Here is a 25,209-nt window from a genome sequence, read left to right as displayed (position 1 = left end):
AAGAACCAGCGCAGGGTGGGGGAATTCTTAATTTGTATCATTGTACTACACACCATGATAAGGGGGCTGGCGGAGTTTGTCAAGCAGGTTTTTTCGTTTCTATTCCCAAGAAAAGTTCGTTATATGGTTATGCAAGAAGTCTATTGTTGGTTAATGTTTTATGGCTTTACGGAAAGTTTATAGCTATACAACTTATCTTAAAAGCAATATAGTGTTCACTATGCAATGAATCAAAGATAGTAAGTAAAGTCTATGAAATTTCAAATCACTACACATTTTCAACCCTCTGGAGATCAACCGCAAGCAATCGATAGTTTAATTGCGGGGCTAAATAGCAATAAAAGAGACCAAGTTTTACTTGGGGTTACTGGTTCTGGGAAAACTTTCACTATGGCAAATGTTATAGCAAGGACAAACAGACCTGCGCTGATCATGGCACACAATAAAACCTTAGCAGCACAACTTTATGAGGAAATGAAAGGATTATTTCCCAATAATGCTGTTGGATATTTCATTTCTTATTATGATTACTATCAGCCCGAAGCTTATTTGCCGCAAACTGATACTTATATCGAAAAAGACTCTGCAATCAACGACAGAATTGACATGCTGCGTTATTCTGCCGTCTGCTCCCTCTTGGAGCGCAGGGACACGATCGTAGTTGCCAGTGTTTCTTGCATATACGGTCTTGGTTCACCTGAAAGCTACCGCAGCATGACTATATCTTTAAGTGTTGGAGATAAAATTCATGTTAATGATTTCTTGAGTAATTTAGCTGATCTCCAATACAAGCGCTCTGATACCAGGTTTGAGAGAGGATATTTCAGAGTGCGTGGCGATATTATCGATATATTTCCTGCCTATTATGAAAATAAAGCTTGGCGTTTATCGCTGCTTGGTGATGAAATAGAAGAAATTTCTGAAATTGATGCTATAACGAGTAATATTACCAAAAGCCTAAATACAATCACCATTTTTCCAAACAGCTATCACATTACATCACGTGAGACTCTGTTGCAGACAGTTGAGCTAATCAAAAAAGAGCTGCATGAATGCTTGGATTATTACTACTTGCAAAACAAGATTGTTGAAGCAAAGCGCCTCGAGCAACGCACTAATTTTGATATTGAAATGATGAGGACAACAGGAATATGTAAAGGTATTGAAAATTATTCGCGTTATCTCTATGGAATGGAAGCTGGGGATCCACCGCCTACTTTGTTTGAATATTTACCCAAAGACGTAATTTTATTTGTTGATGAGAGTCATGTCACCGTTCCTCAGATTGGTGCAATGTACAGTGGTAATGAGGCGCGTAAAAAGAAATTGATTGACTATGGCTTCAGGCTCCCTTCCGCTTTTGATAATCGTCCATTAAAATTTGAAGAATGGGAGAAAGTTAGGCCGCAGACTATTTACATTTCAGCTACTCCTGGAAAGTATGAGTTGGCAAAGACCAATAATGTATTTATAGAGCAAGTTATCCGTCCAACAGGGCTTACAGACCCAATCTGCATTGTGAAACCAATAGAGAGTCAAATTGATGATGTAATTCATGAGGCACAAGTGACAATAGGGAGGGGATTTTGTGTTTTAATCACTACATTGACGAAAAAAATGGCTGAAAATTTAGCTGAATATATGAGTGAATTAAATATGAGAGTGAGTTATTTGCATTCGGATATTGGTGCGCTGGAGAGAATAGAGATTATATGTAAATTAAGATCTAAAGAAATTGACGTTTTAGTAGGTGTTAACTTGCTTAGGGAAGGTCTTGATATTCCAGAGTGTGGTTTGGTTGCAGTTTTAGATGCTGATAAAGAAGGATTTTTGCGATCAGAAACATCGCTCATTCAAACGATCGGTCGTGCTGCGCGTAATGCTGAAGGTAGAGTAATTTTATATGCAGATAAAATCACTGGTTCTTTAGATCGTGCATTAAGAGAGACCGAAAGAAGAAGAAAAAAACAAGAAGAACATAATATATTGCACAATATTGTCCCGAAGACTATAATAAAACCTATATCAAACACCTTACAGGAGAGGGCAATAGCAGAGCCGAAAGTAAATACTAATAAGGATGATTTGAGAAGGCAAATGTTAGCGCATGCTGAAAATTTAGAGTTTGAAGAAGCAGCAAGAATAAAAAAATTATTACAAGGTTAAGTAATATATGATGCTATGGGCATAGCATGAAAGTGTAAACAACCTGCTATTCTCCTTCTTATTTTAGCTCATCTTTTTGAGATTTTTGACAATTTCTTAGAATTGAAGAAGGAAAGGTGTATTTTTTTATTGACTTATCTGTGTATTACGGTAATCACTGAAGAATTAGTGAGTAATGGTTATAGAATATGAATGGTGGGGTACCAAACAAGGGATTAAATGAACAATTACATGACATTTTAGATAAGTTAGCAAGCAATAGCAATCTATTAGGTAATTTCAATTGTATTCAACATATAATGTTTCTTCTACAAGCAGGAGCTGATCCAAATACAAAAGGCCAAGATGGAAAAACTCCGTCATATTACTTAGATGAAAAATTATTTAGCATTTTAAATGAGTTAAAAAGCAATAGCAATCTATTAGATGATTCCAATAATACTCAATATATAATGTCTCTTCTAGGAACAGGAGCTAATCCAAATGTACAAAACCAAGATGGAAAAACTCTGTTACATTACGTTGCTGAATGTAACGATACTGGCGGTATAGGTTTTCTTTTAGAAAAAGGGGCTAATCCAAGTGTGCGAGATCAAAGTGGAAAGACTCCGTTACATTATGCTGCTAAAAATAACTGCCTTCAAGCTATAGAGCTTCTTTTAAAAGCAGGAGCTGATCCAAGTATAACAGATAAAAGTGGAAAGACTCCATTTGAATATGTTACTGAACCTGACTGCCTTCAAGCTTTGAAGTATTGGGGTTATAATTTAGATGATTCTCATGAAAATGAAGGGAATCCGACAACACCTAATGGTTCGGTAGATGATTGTTCAAATAGCTCTGGTGATGATAGTCAGATAGAGTCTGTTAAATTGAGTGATTGTAACACAGAAGAGGATTCGAGCTGTAGTTCAAGTGATTATCTTTTTCTAGAAGACTCACTGTTAGCGAAGCTAGGAATACCATTAACTACAGATGAGAAGAAGCTAATTGATAAGTTTTGTGGGGAGATAAGAGGTATAACAGCGCAAAATAAACAAGAATCTGAAGAAAATATTCTAGAAAGTATTGAGAAAATAGTAAATGACTACTGGAAGGAAGGACTAAGATTAAATTCAAGTTGTAGTAAAGGTAATGAAAAGGGTGATAAAGAAACTGTAACAAATTTAATACTTGAAGAAATAGAAGGTGTTCTTAGTGATCGTGTGAAACCACGCGATGGAACCAAAGAGTATATAGGGAGGGTTAATGATATTACCGACCAAGACGATGACAACGAAGATAAAGTTTCAGGTATCATAGAAAACATCACTAACGAGTTATTGTTAAAAGGTGGGAAAGCAAGACAAAAATTTTTCTTCGATAATACTGAGCTAGCACAAAATTATAAATCTGATTATATAAGTAATCTCGGTGAGAAATGTGAAGAAATTGAAAGCAAGCTAATAAGTATAGCATGTGAAGGTATCGTAAACAAAAGTAAGCAAACTCATGAGTATGACTTTAAAGCAGAAATAGATAATGTATATTTTTATGTGAAATATTCACAAGATAGTATTATTAACCCTGCAAAAATCTTTAACAAAGCTGAAGCTTTAAAAGATAAAGCTTTAAATTTAAAAGTCGGCATACTTCAAATTGGGGAGAGTATAGTAAGAGTTGAAAGCATAGACGGAAAAAGAAATTATAAAGATATCTTAAAAGGTAGCATTAAAATGTCTTTTACCACTGAGGTAGGAGAGATTAGTATTTACCTACATCCCAGTAAGGAAGGTAGTAATAAAATAGAAGTAGAAATTGATGATGAGAGCGAAGCAAGGCTTAACAAGTTAAAAGCTGAGAAGAAAAGTTTAGGAGAAAGCTGTCTTTTGGGAGGAAAAAATGTTCTGGAAGCTATAGAAAATAAAGATTTTAAGAAAAATGGTAATGTATCTACAGAGCCAACCGAGACTATTAAGGATGTTCCATTTACTGATTTTACGCAAGCTTGTTCGCAGCAAATTGACACAAGTGTTAAAGGCAGATAGTGATTATTGAAATAGTGCCACACAATAATAAGCTCACTTAAAATTGTTCCGATTTGGCAGGGTTGTTTTGCCGCACTAAGCGGTATGGCTTTGAGTATGAGATTTTAATCTTTCGGGAGCTCGCCACAGTACAGTATTTACAATGGGTGTGCTTTCCGTCCTACTTAAGTGGCTAAGGTATATCTAACGTAGCTTTATCTTTGCTTTCTGACAGCCTTTGTTGATACTCGTTTATCAGCCTTTCAGGCTCGTTCAATACACTCTGAATGCAATATGTTGCACAATGTTATGCAAAAGAGTATAATAAACAAATACTTTATAAGAAAAAGTGGTAGTAGAGGCAAAAGTGAACATTAAAAGGAAAGCGCATGCTAGAGCTTGAAAAAGCAGCAAGAATAAAAAATATTATTGAAAGGTTAAATGGTGCGTGATATAATATAGTGTAAAAATGTAAATAATTTTATTGACATCTTTACGTTAACACTTCTTAAATGTTTAGTACTGTAGAATTAAATTATTAAGTTTTATGAGTGGAGTAAAAATGGTAGAAAGCTTTTTAGGTCAAGATAAAGACAATAATTTAATTGAGGAGGAAAAAATAATGGAAGATTTTTTAAATAATGACGGAAACGGTAGCTCAATCTTCCAAGGAAAAATCAGAGAGGAAGATTTCTCTGCGGAGCAGAAGTTAAATGAACTGAAAGCCGCCATAGAAGAGCTTGACAGACAAGATTTGCTCAGAAGGCTCGAGTGTGAGCGTCAGGCTCTAGTTGTGTCAATGAAATATCATCTCAAGCAGAGCTACATATCGGAGAAGGAGATAATGAGGATTACTTCAATGGTGAAAGAGAAAGAGTACTCGGAGATTTCTGGAATTTCTTTGAATCTCTCTTCAACCTCTTTGAAGTAAATGTAGATGATCCGAAAATCTACAAAATGCTCAAGGAGAAGAAAGAAAAGAACCTGATTGCTGCGATAATGAAGTTCTTGCGTGACAAGCTTAAGGAGTTAATCAAGAAGATTTTCACAAGTAATTTAGATTTGAGTTGGGACAAGAGGTTGGACAAAGAGATAAAAGAATTGCAGGAGAAATTAGGCAGTGGTGAGTTGTCAGAAGAAGAGTTTGCAAGGATGTTCGAAAGGCTCAGTTTGTTGCAGGATCTCAAATTCAAGTTACAGCTCGCCGTTACCGGATGGATTATTACAATGTTTGCAGAGATGTTTGGAGTTGAGCTAGCAGCTATAGTAGAGGCATCTACAGAAGAAACAGCTAAAGCAGAAGATAAAAAAGCAGAAAAAACATCATTAAAGGAAGAAGAAAATAAAGAAGTTCGTAAAGACGTAGAAATAAAAGTGGATGAAAGAGAAAAACCTAAAGTGCCAGTTTTCCTTTTTGACGTTTCACCAGGATTTGTAAGACCGGTTGTTCTGAGCAAACCAGAACTTGATCTTTTACCAAAACCTATGAAAGAACTAATGCCTAAAGAGGTTATAAAGGAGGAGATCCGCGAGATAAAAGAAACAAAACCAAAAGTGGAAGAAAAGAAAGAAGCGAAGCCTGAACCGAAGAAAGAGGTGTGTCCATCAAAACCTACAGAGAAGAAGCTTACTGGAAATGGGCCAGGGGTGCAGGCAAATTATTCAAGATCCTTCAATGGTAAAGAAAAAAGGGATAAAGATAATACTATTGATGATGTTAACAACAAAGAAGTGCCAACAACCAAGTCTGCTAATAAGCAAAAAATGGATGATTTTTGTGCTGAACTTGTAACAATGGTTATTGATCATTGGCAAGCTCCATCAGGAACTACTGATAATGGAAAGTCTAGTGCTGATCAGCGTAGTTCTGCAAGTAGTGTTCAAGAAGATCCTAGATCAAAAGTTACTGATGTATTGAATGAACGTGCAGCAAGAGGAAATGGTAATGCACCATCGAGATAGCTAGTGTTAGCTACTTAGATGACAAAGAAGACTGGATCCCAGTGTCCCTTTCTTGTCATTTCAGTGCGTGAAACTGGAATCCAGGGGCATATAGATAGGTGTCGACAGTTCGTCATTCCGCTACGTGTTAGCGGAATCTAGAAAACTTAAGTTTTATGAAAAAGAGTGAATAAAATTTATACTAAAAAATATAAAAAAGTGCTTGCACTATAATTTATTTTTAGTATATTAGTTACATAATATTTTTACTGGAGAGTAATATGCATAGTAATAATGATAATGGAAGTAGGGGTAATAGGATAATTCCAAGCGATAGGTTTGAAAGAGTCGGTCCTGATAAGCATGAGAGAGAAGCACGGCAACGTGAACGTGAAAGTAGCAAGCCTGCTACGCAACTGGGTAGTAGTAGTGCTACTAGTGCTGGCAGTAGTAAAGACAAAAGTAAGTAATCTTGTTTCATCACAATTTTAGTAGGAGTGGTTATGCCTAAGAATAATTTTGTAACAGAGTTGGTTAACGCGTTTAACTTACGTAATTATTATTTTGATGATGTTAATACTAATTTTACTGTAAAAGGTAACAAGATTGTTGGTTTGTTTGCTTCTGATGTTGAGGTAAAAAAATATTTCCAAGAAGTAAGGAAAGAAATAATAAAACGGCATTACGGCACTGAAGAGGTAGCAGGTGAATATTATAATTTAAACTATTTTCCATTCGTCTTTGACGTTAACTCTAAATGGAAGGCAGAAGGGAGTGCTATAAGAAAAGTGGAGCTTGCAGATTCTACGAATAATGAAGTAATTCGTAACTTGAAGATTTACTTTGCTAAAGAGTTTCAGCGTGCCGTGGAAGCAGAAGTTGTTAAAAATCTAGAAACAAGTGCAAGAATGATGAAGAAAAAAGCTTGTGAGTGTTTAGAAGGTTCTGTTCTAGAGGAAATAGATAGGCACTCTCCTTATCTATACTGTATATCTTTTAATGATAGATATTGTAAGGAGAACAGGTATCCTCCAAGGTTTTTTGAAGCATTTAGGGGTATGTATATTTCAGCGTTTGACTTGAAGTTAGAGGAGTATGGTTTTAATGATAGTTCAATCTTTTATGAACAAAGAGATAATAAATTGTATATTAAAGATATTACTAACATTAATGTCGTCAAGAATGTAGCAAAACATGTTAAAGGGCGAGTGGCGCTTGATTTTAGAACTCCAGGCAAAGAAGATTCTAAAGTCGAAAATTTTAAAGATGTTCTTAGCAGTCTAGTGTCTAAACAGGTGAGAAAATCCATTAACGTTTATGATTATGATACTTTTACAGACGAAAACAAAATAAAGAATGGGCATAGTTTTGCTCTTATGCCTTTTATAGAAATGGATGATGGTCAGTTTGAAACTTTAAGTTCTAGGGATGCATCAAAAATTAATAAAGTATTTAATGGAGGAATATTTAATGGTTTTACAAATGATAATTTTATAAGTGATATTAGAGGCAAAACTGCAAATCCACAATTTGCTAATTGTAAAGAGCCAGTTTATGCTTTCTCTAATAAGCAGATTGCTCTTTTACTCCCTATAATTATGCAGTCTCCAATTGCATATAATGAAAGAAACGGATGTTTTGAATTTGCAGTTGATCTTGAGAATTTTAAGAGACGTGGCTCGAGTCGATCCTCCTCAACAGTAACTTCTCCTACACATGCAGAACCACCAAGAACACCGCCTGAACAAACTGGAGCTAGGTTTTTTGAATCTGAGGGAGATAGAGATAGTGGTATTGGTGAGTCACCTCCAAAACCTAAGGATTCTGTTGCACATTCTTCAAGTGATGATCCAGGATCATTCCTTGAGCAATCACAGGCACAGAGGTTTCCTACGTGGAATCAGGATGTAGCAAAGGATTCTCCCAGGCAAGGATCGGAGAAAAAACAAGTGCTGCATAATCCAGTAAATTTAGCTGGAACGGGTGGAAGATGTTCGCCATTGTCGCAGGTGAATTCTATTGCAGTTAGTCATGGTGTTTCAGGGCCATCTTCATCAGTGCAATCTGTAAGTGCTGCTAAAAATGTGCCGGCAGGGGCTAGTACTTGGGATCAGCCAATAGGCGCTTGGTCATCACCGGCTCCAAGTGCAGAACCCTCGTTATGGCAACCGAGTAGACCTTCATCATGGAAAGGTGCTAATCCAGTAGGGACTAACCCTTGGGCTCAGCAAACGAACCGTTGGTCATTACTGGCTCCAAGTGCAGTATTATGGTCATTGCCACAGAGTGGACCTTCATCATCGAGAGGTGCTAGTGAAAGTATGCGAACAGGGAAGAGTATGTGGTATGTGCCATCGTCATATTCTCCAGGTGTTGAAGATGTGAACGATGTGGAACCTGAAAAACAGCAAGTTAGTGATGAGTGTTCTGAAGCAAAGTCACAAAAGAGTGAATCTCCGAAGGAACATGAGGGTATTTTCCAAAAAATAAAAGATCTCTGCTCTTCACCTTCTAAGTCTAAGCAACGTGACGCAGGCCTTAAGCGACATAATGTAGGGCGTGATACAACGCGAAGTATGCCTACAATTTCTGTAACTAAAAAAACACTTCTTTCTGAACGATCTGCCTCAGAAAGAAAAGCAAAAAGTAATCCACCCTCAAAAGTGACTTCTCCTACGCATGAAGGTGCGCCAGGTGGACTAAAACCTCTTACTAGTGACGAGAGGAAGGAACTACGCCCATTTCTTTCTCCTGAGCTGCAGAAGAAGCTAGACTCCAACTCTTTCTCCCCTGGGGAGGAGCAGCATTTATATTTGACGCATACTCTTTCGGGGAAAAGGGAGCTAAGCAGATCTCTATGTGAGGGTAAAGAATCACAGTTATTGCGACTTACAAAAGCACAATTACCTGATAACTCTAGTTCTAAAAGAGATAGTGGTTATTCTTCAGGATTACCTGATTCTCCTGCTGTGCCACATAAGGAAAGTGTCTCTTCAGAGGTTAAAGAGTGTCGTACTGTAGAGCATACGCGAGAAACTTGGGGGAAACGAATTTAGGTTTTTAGATATATCTTAACCACCTAAATGGTTTATTAGGGTTAGGGCCAAAGTCTCTGACCCTAAAGGCGCTGGTGTTAATTTTTCTCATCCATTGTAAATATTGTACTGTACTGTCCACCTGATCATCATAACGGGCTTCTGGGAACATTAAAATCTCATACTCAAATCATTGAGCCATACCGCTTGATGCGGCAAAAAAACCCTGCCAGACTCTATAATTGGAACAATTTGGTAAAATCGAGTGAGTTTGTCATTGTGTGGCACAATTTCAATAATGGGTAGATCGCTATTTGCCTTTAGCTCTTGTATTAATTGTTGACCACTCGTTTTTGCTTCAATCAAAATTGCATGTGGTGCCCATCTTGCAGCTAGTGACAGAACTTGCTCTTTAAGCTTTGGATACTCAAGCTTTGCTCGATATACATCAAGTAGATAGAATTTATTATCTATTTTTGCCCAGGTGGTGCAGACGCTAAAGTCGCTGGAATCGTTTGTTGAAACTGCAGTGTCCCAGCTTTGAGTTACATGTGAGAGATTATCAGGGAGATTTTTATAGTGCTTCAACCACTCTTGTTTAATTATACCACTTGAAAGCGGCAGGGGGTTTTGTTGATACTGAGCAGCAAAAGCGTAACTCCCGAGTTTAACTTTTATCATCTCAACTTCTTCTTTTCCTCCCTCAAGGGGATATAATAACTCATTTTCTTCTCTTGAATATAAACCTTTTTTTTGTGTTGTAATTGAGTCGATTATCTCCACTTTTTCAGAAATCATTGGCAAACAAATGTGATGCCATATGTTTTTTGGCTTAGATAAGAGGTGCCCGGTTAGGTCTTCTAGGTGCAGCCTGTGCGTAACAAGCACAATTACTCCTTTTTTTCTATCGTTGAGTCTCGTTACTAAAGTCTGATCGAACCAGTTTGTGGCACGCTTTCTAAACGTTTCACTCAAAGCTTGGGCAGGGTTAAGCGGATCGTCCACAATAATAAAATCTCCACCTTCACCGGTTAACGTCCCTCCAACTGATGTTGCGATTCTGTATCCTCTCTGCACTGTTTGGAATTTATATTTAGTGTTCTGGTCTTTGGATAATTTTACCTCTGGAAACAGCTTTTTATACCAATCAGATTGCATTATGCACCTCGTATCGAGCGAATGTTTTTCACTAAGCAACTTAGAGTAACTTGCAACTATTATCCTTGCAGATGCCCAGTATCCATGCGGGCCACGCAACGCTTATGCACGTGGATTTACGACTAAAATTCATGCACTTGTTGACGCGTTGGGAAACCCACTCAAATTTATTTTGACCCCAGGTCAAAGGAACGAAATTACTCAGGCATCAGTTCTAACTAAATATGTCTCTAGCTCAACTGTAGTGGCCGATAAGGGCTATATGCTTTTATTGCCTGTCTTGAAAGCAAAGGGTGCACTGTCACCAAAGCGGAATCGCAAAGTACAGAGACATTATGATGACCATATTTATAAAGAGCGGCATCTGATTGAGTGCTTCTTCGGGAAAATCAAAAATTTCAGACGAATTTTCTCCCGTTTTGATAAGACTGCTGAGGTCTTTATGGGTTTTTTGAATTTTGTTGGAGCACTCATATGGTTACTCTAAAATTTTGTTCACAGAGCCTAATGTTTTCATATAATGTTTCTCCTATGATAGTTGTGCAGTAAAAAACTTAAATCTTGTAAAATCTGTGAATATTTTGAAGAATATAAAAATTCTTCCAATTTGATTGGATTGAGGAGCTCGCGATACAACTCTGAAATAAGCGGTGAGTTTTTGGGTTTACGAAAATATCTACAATTGTTGCAATAAAAATAGCTGAGAAATTGGGCCGACTCCTTTTTATGTATAAGATCCAAAAATAAGTTTTTGAGGCTTTTCGTATAGCTTCTAGGTTCAATCTTTCAATTTGTCTTTGAGCACAGAAACCCCCTAGAAATCACGCTTTTGAACTCTATATTATTTTTTGTAACATTGTCGTAGGCGTTTGCACGTTCAAAACAGCTAATCAGATAATAAATAACTAGAGAGTCTAAATGTTTAGCAATCACTTTACGTTTATATTGTATGGATGTGTTATCGTAGTCTTGATCATCAAAGAGTTGACCATTTAGCTTGTCTTTAAAGCAGTGTTGAAAGATAACACTTAACTGCCTACCAGAAAGTGAATTCATCCAGGAATGACGGACTTCTGTATTGTGAAAACGCTCAAGTAAGTAGTTAACTGGTACTTCTAAATCATCTTCCCAGAATTTATGGTTTGGGTAAACGTTCATAAGAAATTAGCTAAGCTACGTTAGCATAATAGATTAATTACATTGTTAAGATAGAAATCTGAAAGTCTTGACCAATAATTATACAATGCTTGTTTACTAATTTTTAACCAAGTTTTTTTCTAAAAAGTTTATTTAAGAAGAAGATTTTTTGGACAAAAATTTTTCAAATCCTGAATATATATTATATAGGTACTTTACACTCTAGCGAACAAATTCTGAATATAAATGTCAATCCTAACACTAGACCTCGGCAAGCAAACCGGCTGGGCTATTTTCACCGATGGAGTAATTGAAAGTGGGAGCAAAAATTTTCATGGTAGCCGTTTCAGTGGAGGTGGCATGCATTTTTTGAGTTTTGGCAATTGGCTTAATTCCTTGGAGCATAAGTTCACTGCGGTTTATTTTGAAGAAGTAAGAAGACATCTTGGAACTGACGCAGCGCATTGCTACGGTGGTTTTCTTGCCGTTCTCTCTGCTTGGTGTGAAGAACATAACGTGCCGTATAAAGGTGTATCTGTAAAAACTATAAAACGTTTCATAGCAGGCAAGGGTAATGCCAGCAAAAGTGAAGTTATTGAAGCGATACGTGAAAAAGGTTTTTTCCCTCAAGACGATAATGAGGGGGATGCTTTGGCATTAATGTTTTACATAATGAGTTTTAGCGAATGCTGTGATATTAATATTTTACATAATGAGTTTTAATACTAATTCTACTATAAGTAACGATTTTAATAATATAGAAACGGGGTGAAATGTGGGTCCTTCCCGCCAGCCAGGCTGCTTTGGTGGTAAAAAGCCCAAACCTTCTCTAGCGTCAGACTAATTTTGGTTATTAACTTTTTAACAAGTTATTAAGAATTTGCACCTGGTAATTTAATACACTAATATGAACTTAGCAATCCACTACTATCCTACTCAAAACCTAGTCGAATATGATCGCAACCCTTGCAAGAATGACGATGTAGTAAACAGAATGTGTGCCTCTATTCGAGAGTTTGGTTTTCGTATACCGATAGTTGCAAAAAGCGATGGCACTGTGGTTGATGGTCATTTACGGCTTAAAGCAGCAAGAAAACTGGGCATGGAGAGTATTCCAGTGGTGCTCAGTGATAATTTAAGTGAAGCCCAAACCAAAGCTTTTCGGTTACTGGCAAATCAATCAGCTAATTGGGCAAAGTGGGATGATGATCTTTTGAAGGTGGAAATTCAAGAATTAGAAGATTTGGAGTTTGACCTTAAAATGACTGGATTTGAGCTAGAAAAAGTCCAACGCTTTCTTGATAATCTTGATGGAAGGGAAGAACAAGGGGAAAAGGGAGAAAAATTTTCTGATTTAGCTGGTGATGACAAAAAAGTGGAAATAACAAAACCAGGGGACCTATGGATTTTAGGTGGGCATCGAATTTACTGTGGCGATAGCTGCGAAGTTGAATCATTTAAAGCGGTACTGGACGATAAAATGGCAGATATTACCGTGTGTGATCCTCCGTATAACGTTGATTATGGCGCTAGTCAAGAAAGAGAAGATAAAAAGATATTAAACGACAATCAAGGTGAAAATTACGAACTTTTTCTATATGACATTTGTTCCCATGTTTTAGCAAACACCAAAGGGGCAATTTACATCTGTGCATCATCATCTGAGCTTTCAACCTTGCAAAAAGTATTTGAAGAAGCAGGGGGAAAATGGTCGACATTTATCATTTGGGCAAAAAATCATTTTACGCTAGGAAGATCTGATTATCAAAGACAATACGAAGCAATACTTTATGGTTGGAAAAACGGCAATAAACGTGAGTGGCATGGAGGCCGTAATCAAAGTGATCTCTGGTTTTACGATAAGCCAACATACAACTCGCTGCACCCAACGATGAAACCAGTGGAATTAATGGAGAGAGCAATAGTAAACAGCAGTAGACCAGGAGACATAGTTCTTGATCCATTTAGTGGTTCTGGAAGTACATTAATTGCCTGTGAGAGGACAGGAAGAATCTGTAGGACGATAGAGCTAGATTCCGCCTTCGTAGATGTAACGATAAAGCGTTGGCAGGTGTATACAGGAAGAGAAGCTATTCTATCTAGCTCAGGCAAGACTTTTGCGCAAATTCAAGAAGAAAAACGGTAAAAGAAGGAGAAAAAAAGTGGAAAGAGGAGGGTCGAAAATAACGCAGACGGAATGGGCAAGAGAACTAGGAGTTTCGAAGCAATACGTCTGTTATTTAGTAAAGAAAGGAATAGTTGAATTGGAGGATGGTTTGATTGACCGAGAACAAGCAAATAGAGCAATAGAAGCAATTAGAGATCCAAGTCAACCACTGAGGAGAAAAGGTGGAGAAGAAGGGGAAAAAAGAGGAAACACCAGTGAGCTCTCTACCATGCTGCTAAAAACCCGGATAAAAAATGAAATGGAGCGGGGAAGATTGCTTGAGGCAAAGGCAAAAGCTGAGATCGGAGAACTTGTGCCAGTAGAGGAAGTAAAAACCGAAGCATTTAACGTGGCAAGAGTGGTTCGTAACAATCTTTTGAATATTCCAGACAGAGTATCAGCATTACTAGCATCGATGAACGACACAGAGAAGATCCATGAGACACTGACTGAGGAAATCAGAGTTGCGTTGGAAGAACTAACACAAAGTATATTTTAATGACTACATATAAATTACTGAAAAAGCGTCTTATCGCCTTAGTGAGCCTAATTCACATATTAGTCGCAATAATGATTTTAAGTAAAGCTTCAGCAAATACTTATTGTAGAGAGAAAATACCTCTTTTTCTCCTTAAAAGTGCAACAATTGCAGCAAATGATCTATAGCAATAGTTTCTATGCAGGACTGAGGCCGATCCGCTGCTTAAAGTATCAGAATGGGCAGATAGAAATCGTCAACTTTCAACGATAGCATCATCAGAGCCAGGGAAATGGAGAACAGAGAGAACGCCATACCTTAAGGAAATCATGGATTCACTATCTTCGTCTTCACCGGCTGAAAAAGTAGTATTCATGAAAGGAGCACAAATTGGCGGAACAGAAGCTGGAAACAACTGGATAGGATATATAATCGACCAAACACCAGGGCCAATGCTAGTAGTACAGCCGACAGTAGAAATGGGCAAGCGTTGGTCAAAGGGAAGATTTGCACTACTTATTGAAAGCACACCATGTTTAAAAGATAAAGTAAAAGACCCAAGGTCGAGAGATTCAGGTAACACAGTACAAAGCAAAGAGTTTCCGGGAGGAATTGTAGTAATAACTGGAGCAAATAGCAGTGTGGGTCTGAGATCTATGCCAGTGAAGTATTTGTTTTTAGATGAAATTGATGCATATCCAGGGGATTCAGGAGGAGAAGGAGATCCAGTTTTACTCAGCATCGCGCGAACTAATACATTTACGCGGCGAAAAATATTCTTAGTTTCAACACCAACGGTTCATGGAATCAGCAGAATAGAGAAGGAATTTGAGAGTTCAGACAAACGATACTTTTTTGTACCTTGTCCACACTGTAATTACTATCAGGTGCTGAAATGGCCACAAATAAAGTGGGAAGAAAAGAATCCAGCAACAGCGCACTACGTGTGCATAGAGTGTAGGGGAGAAATAAAAAATCATCAGAAAACAGAGATGCTAGCCCGTGGAGAATGGAGAGCTACAGGGAAAGAAGGAAAAAAAGAGGCAAAAGAAGGGGCAAAAAAAGGATTCCACCTTTCAAGCTTGTATAGCCCAGTAGGCTGGTATAGTTGGAAACAAGCAGTGAAAGATTATCTACATGCAAAGGAAAATGAGCAATTACTGAAAGTTTGGATAAACACAACACTGGGAGAAACCTGGGTAGATAAGGGAGAAGTACCAGATTGGAAGCAATTATTTGAGCGTCGAGAAAATTTTCCGATAGGCATAGTGCCAAAAGGTGGAAAAATAGTGTTAACGGCAGGAGTTGATGTGCAAAAAGACCGCTTGGAAGTGGAAGTAGTGGCATGGGGTATGGGTCGTGAAAGCTGGTCAATAGATTACCAGGTATTAGAAGATGATACTGGAGGTGAAGAAGTATGGGGAAAACTGTCAGAGCTCTTGAATCATCATTTTATCGGTGAAAATGGGCTTGAATACATGATAAGCATGATGGCGGTTGATGCAGGGTATAGAGCACAAGAAGTATACAACTGGGTAAGGAGTCACCAAGGGTCAGGAAGAGTAATGGCGGTAAAGGGAGCAAACAAAGCGCTAGTGCCACTGAGCAGCCCAAGTAGAGTAGATGTAACAGTTAGTGGACAAAAGCTAAAGAGAGGAATGAAGCTGTGGCCAGTTGGAGTATCGATATTAAAGTCCGAGCTTTTTCAGCTACTTAATGTTTTAAAAAACGGGCCAGGATATTGTCATTTTCCAGAGTATCCACCTGAATATTTTAAGCAACTAACTGCGGAGCAACTAATTACCAAAGTAGTAAAAGGGTATACCAAACAAGAGTGGCAGAAGGTAAGAGATCGAAATGAAGTACTAGATTGCCGAATTTACGCAAGAGCAGCGTCTATTGCTCTGGGGATTGATCGTTGGTCAGAGAGTAAATGGGAGAGTTTAGTAGGTGAAAAAGCTAAAAAGTCAAAAAGAGTGAGAAAGAGTAGATGGCTGGGTGAGAAGAATGTACAGCAGTGAATATTTAGCCCAAGTTGAAGAAGCAATAAGGAAGCTACAGAGCGGAGAGAGAGTGGTATCGATTGCGTATGGTGATCATGTGGTTAGGTACGCAGAAATTCAGATAAATGACCTCTTGAGCTTAAGACAACGAATTAAATCTGAATTAAAAGTAGCAGGTGTGAAGCCAAAAAGAAAAATTGTTATTTCAACGAATAAAGGAGTGGTATGAGAAGTTATATGATGGAAAATGAATACCCGGACTTTTTAGAACATTTAAAGTATATTATAGCCACAGGTAATATAGCACCAGGGAAGCATGTAAATGCAGTAATAGACATTTCCCATTGGGATAGGAACATAGATTTTAAATTAGCAAAAGAAGATGGTATAGTAGGTATAATTCACAAAGCCACTCAGGGGGTAGAGTACGTAGATCCTGAATATACAAAAAGGAGAAAAACCGCTGAGGAAGAAGAAATTCTCTGGGGAGCATACCATTTTGGAGTGGGAGAAAACGGAAAAGACCAAGCTGAACATTTTCTGGAGACAATAGGCGATAGTTCTGGAGTTTTACTCGCTCTTGATATAGAAGAAAATAAAGGTGGAAAAAACATAACCCCAAAGCAAGCAGAAGATTTTATTAATCGAGTTTATGTAGTAACGGGACGTTTGCCGTTAATTTATGGGAATGCGTATTTTCTCAAGGATTTTTCCACGCCAACTCTAACTGAATGCCCACTATGGTTAGCAAAATGGGGAGCAGAGCTAACACTACCAATAGGATGGAAAAAATGGACTTTATGGCAATACACTGACGGTCAAACAGGAGCAAAGCCGCATGAAGTAGAAGGAATAGGCTCATGTGATAGAAATAAATTCAACGGAACATTGGAAGAATTAAAAGATTTTTGGATGTCAGGATGTTAAAAACCTTAAAACAATTATTTAATAAACAACCAAAAAGCTCAGCGTGGGATGCAGGAGGATCTGGAAGAAGATTTTTTCACTTTCAACCAGAGACGGGAAGTATAAATAGCTTACTCTCGCATAGTCTTGAAACTTTACGAAGTCGATCACGTGATATGGTAAGAAAGAACTCGTATGCAGCAAACATCATCGATACGATAGTGAGTAACTCTGTTGGGACAGGAATAAAGCCGCAATCAAAAGCAAGGGATGCAAAATTTCGGAAGAAAGTGCAAGAATTATGGCTGAGATGGACGGATGAAGCAGACAGTAGCGGAATGAGTGATTTTTATGGATTACAAGCTTTGGTCTGTAGGAGCATGATAGAAGGAGGGGAATGTTTTGTACGGCTGAGAACGAGAAAACGAGAAGATGGTTTCTCCGTTCCTTTGCAATTACAAGTACTTGAATCAGAGCATTTAGATAACAAAAGCAATCAAACTCTAGCTAATGGTAATGTAATAAGAAACGGGATTGAATTTAACCGACTTGGGCAGAGAGAAGCGTATTACCTTTTTCGAGAACATCCAGGAGAAGGCTCGTTTGGCGAATCAGTGAGAGTGCCAGCAAACGATGTTTTGCATATCTATAGACCGCTAAGACCTGGGCAGATTCGAGGAGTACCATGGTTGTCCAGTGTACTGTTAAAGCTCTATGAACTTGATCAATATGACGATGCGGAATTAGTGAGAAAAAAGACAGCAGCGATGTTTGCGGGATTTATTACCAGACTTGATCCAGAAGCGAACATCATGGGAGAAGGAGAGAGTAATGAACAAGGGGTAGCATTATCTGGTCTTGAACCTGGAACTATGCAGCTTTTAGACCCAGGAGAGGATATAAAATTTTCGGAACCATCAGATGTTGGAGGAAGTTATGAAGCATTTATGAAACAGCAGCTCAGAGCAATAGCAGTAGGCACAGGGATAACGTATGAGCAGCTAACAGGGGATTTAACAGGTGTCAATTATTCATCAATCCGAGCAGGGTTAATAGAGTTTCGTAGGAGGTGCGGAATGTTACAGCATAACATTTTAGTATTTCAATTTTGCCGCCCGGTATGGGATAGGTGGTTAGAATTAGCCCTACTCTCAGGAGAACTCGATATAGGAGAAGAATGGACAAAAAAAGGGGGAAAAGAAGAGGTAAAATGGATACCACAAGGATTTGATTGGGTCGACCCGCTGAAAGATCAGCAAGCACAGCAAATGGCGGTAAGAAATGGGTTTAAGAGCAGGTCAGAAGTGGTATCAGAACTTGGTTATGATATAGAGGAAATAGACCAAGAAATTGCAGAAGATCAAAGACGTGCTAGTTCCTTGGGATTAAGTTTTGATTCTGACGTTACTACCAATCAAGAGATAATATGAAAAACCAAGCGATATGGCTGAGTAAGCCGATGATGGTAGAACCAAGGAGTTTTGAACTATTATCATTACATGCGGCAAAACATCCGACGTTTAAAAATATAAAACATGCAGTAAAAAATAGTGAAAGTGGAATAATACCAATACATGGAATCTTGACGAAGAATTCAGAAGCTTTTGACGATATTTTAGGGATGACATCATATGAGAAGATACGTGAAGAGATAGAAGAAGCTTTAATAGATGAAGAAGTAGAAACAATAATTTTGGACATAGACAGCCCCGGAGGGGAAGTAAACGGTTTATTCGACCTTTCTGACTTTATTTACGAAGCAAGGACAAAAAAGAGGATTGTGGCGATAGCCAATGATGATGCTTACTCTGCTGCGTACGCTATAGCTTCTAGCGCTGAAAAGGTGTATGTAAGCAGAACATCTGGGGTAGGAAGCATAGGAGTAATAGCAAGTCATATCGATCAAAGTGGGTTTGATGAAAAACAAGGAATAAAATATACCACAGTATTTGCAGGGAATCGAAAAAACGATTTAAATCCGCATGAGCCGATAACATCAGAAAGTTTGGGAAGCTTGCAAGGAGAAGTAGACCGACTATATGAAATGTTTGTTGAGCTTGTAGCAAGGAATAGAAATCTTTCAACGGGAAAAATTAAATCAACGGAAGCAGGGCTATATTTTGGGGAAAAAGCAATAGAGATAGGCCTTGCGGATGAAGTAATAACATATTCTGAATTTATTGATAATTATAGGAGTAATAGTATGAACAAAGTTGAGATAAAAGAACAGGCAATAGATATAGATGATCTAATTGAACAAGGAAGATGTTTAGGGTACGAGAGCTGCCGCAAGGAAGTATTAGAGGTAATAAGATTATGTAATTTATCAAAGATGCCAGAGAAAATAGGAGAATTTATTGAGCAGAATGTAAATGCAAAACAAGCCCAAGAAATATTAATGTCGATACTGGCGGAGAGAACGAAGAAGACAGAGATACTGAGTACAATACCGCAAAATACACCAGAAGACTTGATGATGCAGGTAGCAAAAAGTCGGAGCATTTGATACCGTGGGATATAAAGCTAACATACGCCGTGGTAAATAAGTGTTCAAAATGCGCCAGAATAGCCAATTATAGAGCAACATATCTTTTACCGCGGCGAATAGCGACTTTAAACACAGCGGAATAAACAAAGGAAAAAAGGGGGAGAAATATGACAAGCATAACTGAAACAAATAATTTAGGAGATCTTCTGAAATATGAAGCATCAAGTCTATATTCAAGAGACCAAATAACAGTAGCAAAGGGGCAAAACCTTAAGCTTGGCATGGTTGTTGGTCGTGATAAAGATGATCTAATTAAAATTATAAATCCAACGGCCACAGATGGCACGCAAACAGCAATAGGTGTAATAACAAGTGATGTAAATGCAACGGAAAATACCAAAGCAGTAATCATTACTCGTATAGCAATGCTTGCCGGTCATGCAGTGGTATGGCCAGCAAATATAACAAAAGAGCAAAAAGCTGCAGCAATAAAGCAACTTGAAGCGCAGGGCATTATCATTCGTAGGGGAATTTAAACTGCTCAACTGAAGAGCAAAACCAACTTAAAACACACAGCATTAAAGGGGAAAAACATGCAAAATCCATTTACAAATCCGGCATTTAGTATGACAGCATTAACAAATGCAATGAACATATTGCCGATAAATTATGGTCGAACAGAAAATTTAAATTTATTTCCAAGTAGGTCAGTAAGATTTAGACATATTACAATAGAAGAACACCACGGAGTTTTAACTTTATTACCAACACAAGTGCCAGGAGCACCAGCAACAGTAGGAAAACGAGGAAAACGGAAAATAAGAACATTTACCATTCCGCATATTCCGCATGATGATGTAGTGTTACCAGAGGAAGTACAGGGAATAAGAGCATTTGGATCAGAGAGTGAGCTTAAAGCGTTGGCAGATGTGATAACTGATCATTTGCAGCTAATGAGAAACAAACACGCAATAACGTTAGAACATTTGCGAATGGGGGCGCTCAAAGGAATAATTTTGGACGCTGATGGCAGTGAGTTATTAAATCTGTACAATGAATTTGAAATTACGCCAAAGGTAGTAAATTTTGCCCTAGGGACTGCAACAACAGATGTAAAACGAAAATGTCTGGAAGTATTGCGCCATGTTGAAGATAACTTAAGTGGTGAATATATGACGGGGATTCATGCCTTGGTAAGTCCAGAGTTTTTCGATGCACTAACTTCTCATGCCAAAGTAAAAGAAGCATATGAAAGATGGCAAGAAGGAGCAGCGCTGAGAAACGATATGAGATCAGGATTTACGTTCTGTGGAATAACGTTTGAGGAGTATAGAGGACAAGCAACTGACCCTGAAGGAAATGTGAGAAGATTTATAGAAAAAGACACGGGGCACTGTTTTCCACTAGGAACAGCAAGCACATTTACGACATACTTTGCTCCGGCAGACTTTAATGAAACAGTGAATACTCTTGGACAGCCACTATATGCAAAACAAGAGCCAAGAAGATTTGATAGAGGGACCGATTTACATACTCAGTCAAATCCTTTGCCGATGTGCCACCGTCCGGGGATATAAGTCAAAGTGCGATCCGAATAGTCGTGGTTTTGTGATGGTTAAATTCCATCTTCCCTAGACATCGGGGATAATGTATGTCTCACATCTTGGAGAATGGCAACCTCTGGGATGCAAGCATGAGACAAAAGCAGGTAATACCTAACCTTTATGGTAAATCCCTGCAAACAGAGTTAGATATGGTTACGAGAGGAACTTATGTTTGAATTGTCGTCAATATCAATATGCGAAATAAGGTTGATACGCATGGACCAAAATGGTATGAAGCACAAGAAGAATCAAGGTTTTGATGCTTGATTATGGATGTTTTCAGCTTCCGGCAAATAGTAAGAACCTAAGTTTAACGTGAAACGAAACCATGGAACGGAGTAACCACATGGAAGCTCTTATTATTCTTTATTTAAAGGATAATCAAGAAGGTAGCCAACCGAATGCTTCTATGTGGAAGGATTGTTTAAGAAGCTAATGCCCGAAGTAATATTTGGGATATGCAGACGTAAACACTGTAGTTTGGAAGGTAAAGTTGTGAATAGTAATAAATATGTTATAGACCAACAAAATGTTAGGTATAAATGGCGTACAATTCCTTGGCGTAAGTTAGAGAAATTTGTATTCAAGTTACAAAAGCGAATTTACCAAGCTGCAAAGTGTGATGATATCAAGAAGGTACATAAACTTCAAAGATTATTACTTAACTCAATGAGTGCAAAATTGCTAGCTGTTAGAAAGGTAACTCAGGATAACAGAGGAAAGAAGACAGCAGGTATTGATGGAAAGGCTAATCTTAATCAAGAAGAAAGATTGCAATTAGCATATTCTTTGGATATAAGAGAGAAAGCTAAACCATCAAGACGTATTTGGATTCCAAAACCTGGGAAAACTGAGAAAAGGCCGTTAGGCATACCTACTATTTCAGAGAGAGCAAAAGAAACACTTATGAAAATGGCGATAGAACCAGAGTGGGAGGCAAAATTTGAGCCAAACACATATGGTTTTAGACCTGGTAGATCATGTCATGATGCAATAGAGGCTATATTCATAGCTCTTGGAGGTAAGACAGCATTTATATTAGATGCTGATATTTCCGGATGCTTTGACCAAATTGACCAAAACGCCTTGCTAAAGAAACTCAATACCACACCAACTTTTAGAAAGATAATAAGAGGATGGTTGAAGGCAGGTGTTATGGAAGATGGAAAGTTTAAACCCACAAAACGTGGCACTATACAAGGAGGAACGATATCACCGTTACTTGCATGTGTTGCATTATATGGATTAGAACAATATGTCAAACAAGCATTAACAAATGAACTTTTTCAATTTATGAAAAAGAAGCGTGGTCAGGGATCGTATGAAGAGGTAAAACAATCAATAAGCGTAATCTTTTACGCAGATGATTGTGCGCCGTAGAGACACGGGAAGTGTTGAAGCTTGCAGTAGATGAGGGAGGGCCCCTCGGAGCCGGTTTGCAAGAGCAGGCTTCAAACAGCCATAAGCTGCTTTAGTAAAGAGCTAAGGTAGTGAGCGTTATGGAAAAGGCACAATTATGTGTCATGTATGAAATAGAGAGACGAACGTAAGTGAACCACTGATGAGGTGTCGAAAGCGTAGGGACGACGTCAAAACCAGGGGGTAGTCGTTAACCTGGGATAAATCTACCAGGAGCTTGTTTACTGGGTAGGTGGCGTCCGGCATAAAAGTGGCGTGAATCTATTTTAGGCTACTGCATGGAACTACGGGAACCTGTCGTTTTGATGATAAGGGAGAAGTCCAAAGAGCCGATCTCTGAGGATGAGAGTACCGATGCGAAAAACAGGGGCGGATCAGCTCGTAGTAGTGAAGAAGTTTCTGTAATGGAAATGGAGCGAAGGAGCTGAGTTATTTAGTTTTAATTATTTATCAACCGAAAGGGAGGAGTTAATGAATAAAACAAAGTCTTTTGATATGCCGAAGCAACTTGTTTGGAGAGCTTATAAACAAGTATCGAAGAATAAAGGAGCGGCTGGTGTAGACGAGGTTACGATAACAAAGTTTGAAGAAAATCTAAAAGATAATCTATACAAACTATGGAATCGGATGTCATCCGGAAGTTATTTTCCAGAGCCAGTAAAAGCTGTTGCAATACCGAAAGGTACAGGAGGAGGACAAAGAACTTTATGTGTTCCTTCAGTATCAGATAGGATAGCGCAAACAGCAGCTACAATGTATCTTGAACCGTTAGTAGAGCCGATATTTCATAAGGATTCATATGGTTATAGACCAAATAAGTCTGCATTGGATGCGGTATATACAGCACGGAAGAGATGTTGGAAAAATGATTGGACAATAGATCTTGATATATCTGGATTTTTTGACAATCTGGACCACGATTTAGCACTGCAGGCTATCAAGAAACACACAGACTGCAAATGGGTCATATTGTATGTTGAAAGGTGGATGAAAGTCCCGATTCAGCAAGCAGATGGCAACAAGGTAGCTAGGGATAAAGGAGTTCCGCAAGGAGGTTCAATAAGTCCAATCATCTCAAACATATTTATGCACCATGCATTTGATATGTGGATGAAACAAAATTACCCAACGGTACCATTTGAAAGATGTGTGGATGATGCGATAGTACACTGCAGAACTAAAAGACAGGCAGAGTTTATGAAAGCAATGATTGAAGAAAGATTGGCTAAGTGTAAATTGAAGTTGCGTCCTGAAAAGACACAGATTGTGTACAATAAGGACGACGACAGAAAAGAAGAATATCCCATACAAAGCTTTGATTTTCTAGGCTATACTTTCAGACCTAGAATAGCAAAGAATAAGATGAGGAATTATTTTGTCTCATTTCTACCAGCAATTTGTAACAAAGCCAAAAAGAAGATCAAGAAAACCATAAAGTCATGGAGAATACATCGGGTCACGTGGACCACATTAGAGGAAATATCGAAGAGAATAGATCCAATAGTCAGAGGCTGGTTTCAGTACTATGGCAGGTTTTATAAATCAGAGATGTATCCATCTCTCAGAAATATAGAGAGATACCTCATAAGATGGGTCAGAACCAAGTATAAGAAACTTCGAGATCACGGAAGGCTAGCAAAGCAATTTCTAGGAAAAGTGAGAAAGAGGTCTCCAAATATTTTCTATCACTGGACACTTGGGTTAGGATCAAAAGACTAAATAATGGGAGCTGTATAAACCGAGAGGTTTCCGTACAGTTCTGCGAGAGACTGGTGGGGAAGCTCCGCCGGTCTACTCTCCTTGTCATCATACATGAGAGTGAAGAAATTATTCTTAAGGCGAAAGTTCTGGTTGAAGAATGGTTAAAAACCATAGGTCTAGAGCTAAAGCCATCAAAAACAAGATAACTCATACTCTAAAGGGAGAAAAGCCAGGTTTTGACTTTCTGGGGTTTACGGTAAGACAATATCCAGTAAATCGTGGTAAGAGAAGCCATAAAACAATAATTATGCCAAGTCGCGAATCCGTGAAACAGCATACATGGGTCATCAAACACAAACTGAAGAAATTGCGTGGTGAATCGCAGGGAGCAGTAATAAAACACATTAACCCAATTATTAAAGGATGGTGTCAATATTACACTTCAGTAGTATCATGTAAGATATTTAGTTTGTTAGATCACATTATGTTTGGAAAACTTTGGAAATGGGCAGTATATAAACACCATAACAAAGGAAACCGCTGGATCAAGGAAAAATACTTTAAAAAGTATGGTAACGATAATTGGCGATTTATGACAAGTAATGGAGTAAATCTTACCAGACATGGAGATTACGTTATTAAACGGCATACCAAGGTGAAAGGAACCAAGACACCATATGATGGTGATTGGGTATACTGGAGTAATCGTCTGAAGAGAGTACCAGATAAGCCAACAAGAGTAACAAATTTATTGAAGTTACAACAAGGTAAGTGTGATTATTGTCAACTTTGGTTTAAAAATGATGATATTTTGGAAGTACATCACAAAGACCAAAATAAGAAAAACAATATAACCAAAAACTTATCTTTGTTACATGGACATTGCCATGATAATTTACACAGAAAGTGTGCATGACAAGCACCAAATTGCAGAGGAGCCGTATGACGGTAACCTGTCACGTACGGTTCTGCAGTCGAGTGGGGAGAGGTGACTTTCTCC

General features: G+C 38.2%; 20 protein-coding genes and 1 pseudogene. 19 read left to right on the top strand and 2 right to left on the bottom strand.

What is annotated here, in order from left to right; all coding sequences use genetic code 11:
- Positions 1–252 precede the first annotated feature (252 nt).
- The 6 genes from uvrB to MWH06_00080 all read left to right on the top strand — a co-directional run bounded on the left by uvrB (position 253) and on the right by MWH06_00080 (position 9,169).
- A complete protein-coding gene (gene uvrB / locus MWH06_00105) occupies positions 253–2,166 on the top strand; it encodes an excinuclease ABC subunit UvrB (protein ID UPA55129.1) in 1,914 nt (637 codons plus the stop codon).
- A 188-nt stretch (positions 2,167–2,354) separates the two neighbouring features.
- A complete protein-coding gene (locus MWH06_00100; GenBank protein ID UPA55128.1) occupies positions 2,355–4,193 on the top strand; it encodes an ankyrin repeat domain-containing protein in 1,839 nt (612 codons plus the stop codon).
- 541 nt (positions 4,194–4,734) lie between these two features.
- Positions 4,735–5,103 (top strand): hypothetical protein, encoded by a 369-nt coding sequence (locus MWH06_00095; GenBank protein UPA55127.1) that lies wholly within the window; start codon positions 4,735–4,737, stop codon positions 5,101–5,103.
- A gap of 26 nt (positions 5,104–5,129) precedes the next feature.
- Positions 5,130–6,134, top strand: a complete 1,005-nt coding sequence (locus MWH06_00090) for a hypothetical protein (protein ID UPA55126.1) — start codon at positions 5,130–5,132, stop codon at positions 6,132–6,134.
- A 260-nt stretch (positions 6,135–6,394) separates the two neighbouring features.
- Positions 6,395–6,583 carry a hypothetical protein gene (locus tag MWH06_00085; protein UPA55125.1) on the top strand — a complete coding sequence of 63 codons (189 nt, stop codon included), beginning with the start codon at positions 6,395–6,397 and terminating at the stop codon, positions 6,581–6,583.
- Positions 6,584–6,616: 33 nt separating this feature from the next.
- Positions 6,617–9,169 (top strand): hypothetical protein, encoded by a 2,553-nt coding sequence (locus MWH06_00080; protein UPA55124.1) that lies wholly within the window; start codon positions 6,617–6,619, stop codon positions 9,167–9,169.
- Between the two features lie 150 nt (positions 9,170–9,319).
- Here the strand turns inward: MWH06_00080 and terL are convergent, their stop codons facing one another.
- Complete coding sequence (gene terL / locus MWH06_00075) at positions 9,320–10,405, bottom strand: phage terminase large subunit (GenBank protein UPA55123.1); 1,086 nt, start codon at positions 10,403–10,405, stop codon at positions 9,320–9,322.
- Positions 10,406–11,092: 687 nt separating this feature from the next.
- Positions 11,093–11,464: a hypothetical protein gene (locus MWH06_00070; protein UPA55122.1), complete on the bottom strand. Its 372-nt coding sequence runs from the start codon at positions 11,462–11,464 to the stop codon at positions 11,093–11,095.
- Positions 11,465–11,689: 225 nt separating this feature from the next.
- On the opposite strand from MWH06_00070, the gene MWH06_00065 reads away from it, so the two are divergent.
- From MWH06_00065 to MWH06_00005, 13 genes and pseudogenes are all read left to right on the top strand, one after another.
- Entirely contained in the window at positions 11,690–12,166 is a 477-nt protein-coding gene (locus MWH06_00065; GenBank protein UPA55121.1) for a Holliday junction resolvase, read from the top strand.
- 184 nt (positions 12,167–12,350) lie between these two features.
- Positions 12,351–13,589 (top strand): DNA modification methylase, encoded by a 1,239-nt coding sequence (locus MWH06_00060; protein ID UPA55120.1) that lies wholly within the window; start codon positions 12,351–12,353, stop codon positions 13,587–13,589.
- 16 nt (positions 13,590–13,605) lie between these two features.
- The gene (locus MWH06_00055) at positions 13,606–14,109 is read left to right on the top strand and encodes a hypothetical protein (GenBank protein ID UPA55786.1); all 504 of its coding nucleotides are present in this window, start codon (positions 13,606–13,608) and stop codon (positions 14,107–14,109) included.
- 156 nt (positions 14,110–14,265) lie between these two features.
- Positions 14,266–16,109: pseudogene (locus MWH06_00050) on the top strand (phage terminase large subunit family protein).
- Positions 16,096–16,320, top strand: coding sequence for a gpW family protein (locus tag MWH06_00045; protein UPA55119.1), 225 nt, complete (start codon positions 16,096–16,098; stop codon positions 16,318–16,320). The pseudogene MWH06_00050 and the gene MWH06_00045 overlap by 14 nt, the downstream one beginning before the upstream one ends.
- Before the next feature lie 8 nt (positions 16,321–16,328).
- A complete protein-coding gene (locus tag MWH06_00040) occupies positions 16,329–17,018 on the top strand; it encodes a glycoside hydrolase family 25 protein (protein ID UPA55118.1) in 690 nt (229 codons plus the stop codon).
- The gene (locus MWH06_00035) at positions 17,012–18,427 is read left to right on the top strand and encodes a phage portal protein (GenBank protein UPA55117.1); all 1,416 of its coding nucleotides are present in this window, start codon (positions 17,012–17,014) and stop codon (positions 18,425–18,427) included. Before MWH06_00040 ends, MWH06_00035 begins: the two co-directional genes overlap by 7 nt.
- Complete coding sequence (locus tag MWH06_00030; GenBank protein ID UPA55116.1) at positions 18,424–19,503, top strand: S49 family peptidase; 1,080 nt, start codon at positions 18,424–18,426, stop codon at positions 19,501–19,503. The genes MWH06_00035 and MWH06_00030 overlap by 4 nt, the downstream gene beginning before the upstream one ends.
- A gap of 149 nt (positions 19,504–19,652) precedes the next feature.
- On the top strand, positions 19,653–20,021 hold the full coding sequence (locus MWH06_00025; protein UPA55115.1) for a head decoration protein: 369 nt from the start codon (positions 19,653–19,655) through the stop codon (positions 20,019–20,021).
- A 57-nt stretch (positions 20,022–20,078) separates the two neighbouring features.
- Positions 20,079–21,062 carry a major capsid protein gene (locus MWH06_00020; GenBank protein UPA55114.1) on the top strand — a complete coding sequence of 328 codons (984 nt, stop codon included), beginning with the start codon at positions 20,079–20,081 and terminating at the stop codon, positions 21,060–21,062.
- 438 nt (positions 21,063–21,500) lie between these two features.
- The gene (locus tag MWH06_00015) at positions 21,501–22,469 is read left to right on the top strand and encodes a reverse transcriptase N-terminal domain-containing protein (protein ID UPA55113.1); all 969 of its coding nucleotides are present in this window, start codon (positions 21,501–21,503) and stop codon (positions 22,467–22,469) included.
- Between the two features lie 510 nt (positions 22,470–22,979).
- A complete protein-coding gene (ltrA, locus tag MWH06_00010) occupies positions 22,980–24,227 on the top strand; it encodes a group II intron reverse transcriptase/maturase (GenBank protein ID UPA55112.1) in 1,248 nt (415 codons plus the stop codon).
- Between the two features lie 139 nt (positions 24,228–24,366).
- Positions 24,367–25,125, top strand: a complete 759-nt coding sequence (locus tag MWH06_00005) for a hypothetical protein (GenBank protein ID UPA55111.1) — start codon at positions 24,367–24,369, stop codon at positions 25,123–25,125.
- Positions 25,126–25,209: the final 84 nt, after the last annotated feature.

It is taken from the genome of Wolbachia pipientis (assembly GCA_023052945.1).
Classification (GTDB): Bacteria; Pseudomonadota; Alphaproteobacteria; order Rickettsiales; family Anaplasmataceae; genus Wolbachia.
Note: the sequence above shows the minus strand (reverse complement) of the source record. Positions and strands in the feature narration are given on the sequence as shown.

Excerpts from the sequence above, each read along its gene's own strand:
- uvrB (UPA55129.1), top strand. The coding sequence starts at position 253 with ATGAAATTTCAAATCACTACACATTTTCAACCCTCTGGAGATCAACCG.
- MWH06_00100 (UPA55128.1), top strand. The coding sequence starts at position 2,355 with ATGAATGGTGGGGTACCAAACAAGGGATTAAATGAACAATTACATGAC.
- MWH06_00095 (UPA55127.1), top strand. The coding sequence starts at position 4,735 with ATGGTAGAAAGCTTTTTAGGTCAAGATAAAGACAATAATTTAATTGAG.
- MWH06_00090 (UPA55126.1), top strand. The coding sequence starts at position 5,130 with ATGCTCAAGGAGAAGAAAGAAAAGAACCTGATTGCTGCGATAATGAAG.
- MWH06_00085 (UPA55125.1), top strand. The coding sequence starts at position 6,395 with ATGCATAGTAATAATGATAATGGAAGTAGGGGTAATAGGATAATTCCA.
- MWH06_00080 (UPA55124.1), top strand. The coding sequence starts at position 6,617 with ATGCCTAAGAATAATTTTGTAACAGAGTTGGTTAACGCGTTTAACTTA.
- MWH06_00070 (UPA55122.1), bottom strand. The coding sequence starts at position 11,464 with ATGAACGTTTACCCAAACCATAAATTCTGGGAAGATGATTTAGAAGTA.
- MWH06_00065 (UPA55121.1), top strand. The coding sequence starts at position 11,690 with ATGTCAATCCTAACACTAGACCTCGGCAAGCAAACCGGCTGGGCTATT.
- MWH06_00060 (UPA55120.1), top strand. The coding sequence starts at position 12,351 with ATGAACTTAGCAATCCACTACTATCCTACTCAAAACCTAGTCGAATAT.
- MWH06_00045 (UPA55119.1), top strand. The coding sequence starts at position 16,096 with ATGTACAGCAGTGAATATTTAGCCCAAGTTGAAGAAGCAATAAGGAAG.
- MWH06_00040 (UPA55118.1), top strand. The coding sequence starts at position 16,329 with ATGATGGAAAATGAATACCCGGACTTTTTAGAACATTTAAAGTATATT.
- MWH06_00035 (UPA55117.1), top strand. The coding sequence starts at position 17,012 with ATGTTAAAAACCTTAAAACAATTATTTAATAAACAACCAAAAAGCTCA.
- MWH06_00030 (UPA55116.1), top strand. The coding sequence starts at position 18,424 with ATGAAAAACCAAGCGATATGGCTGAGTAAGCCGATGATGGTAGAACCA.
- MWH06_00025 (UPA55115.1), top strand. The coding sequence starts at position 19,653 with ATGACAAGCATAACTGAAACAAATAATTTAGGAGATCTTCTGAAATAT.
- MWH06_00020 (UPA55114.1), top strand. The coding sequence starts at position 20,079 with ATGCAAAATCCATTTACAAATCCGGCATTTAGTATGACAGCATTAACA.
- ltrA (UPA55112.1), top strand. The coding sequence starts at position 22,980 with ATGAATAAAACAAAGTCTTTTGATATGCCGAAGCAACTTGTTTGGAGA.
- MWH06_00005 (UPA55111.1), top strand. The coding sequence starts at position 24,367 with ATGGTTAAAAACCATAGGTCTAGAGCTAAAGCCATCAAAAACAAGATA.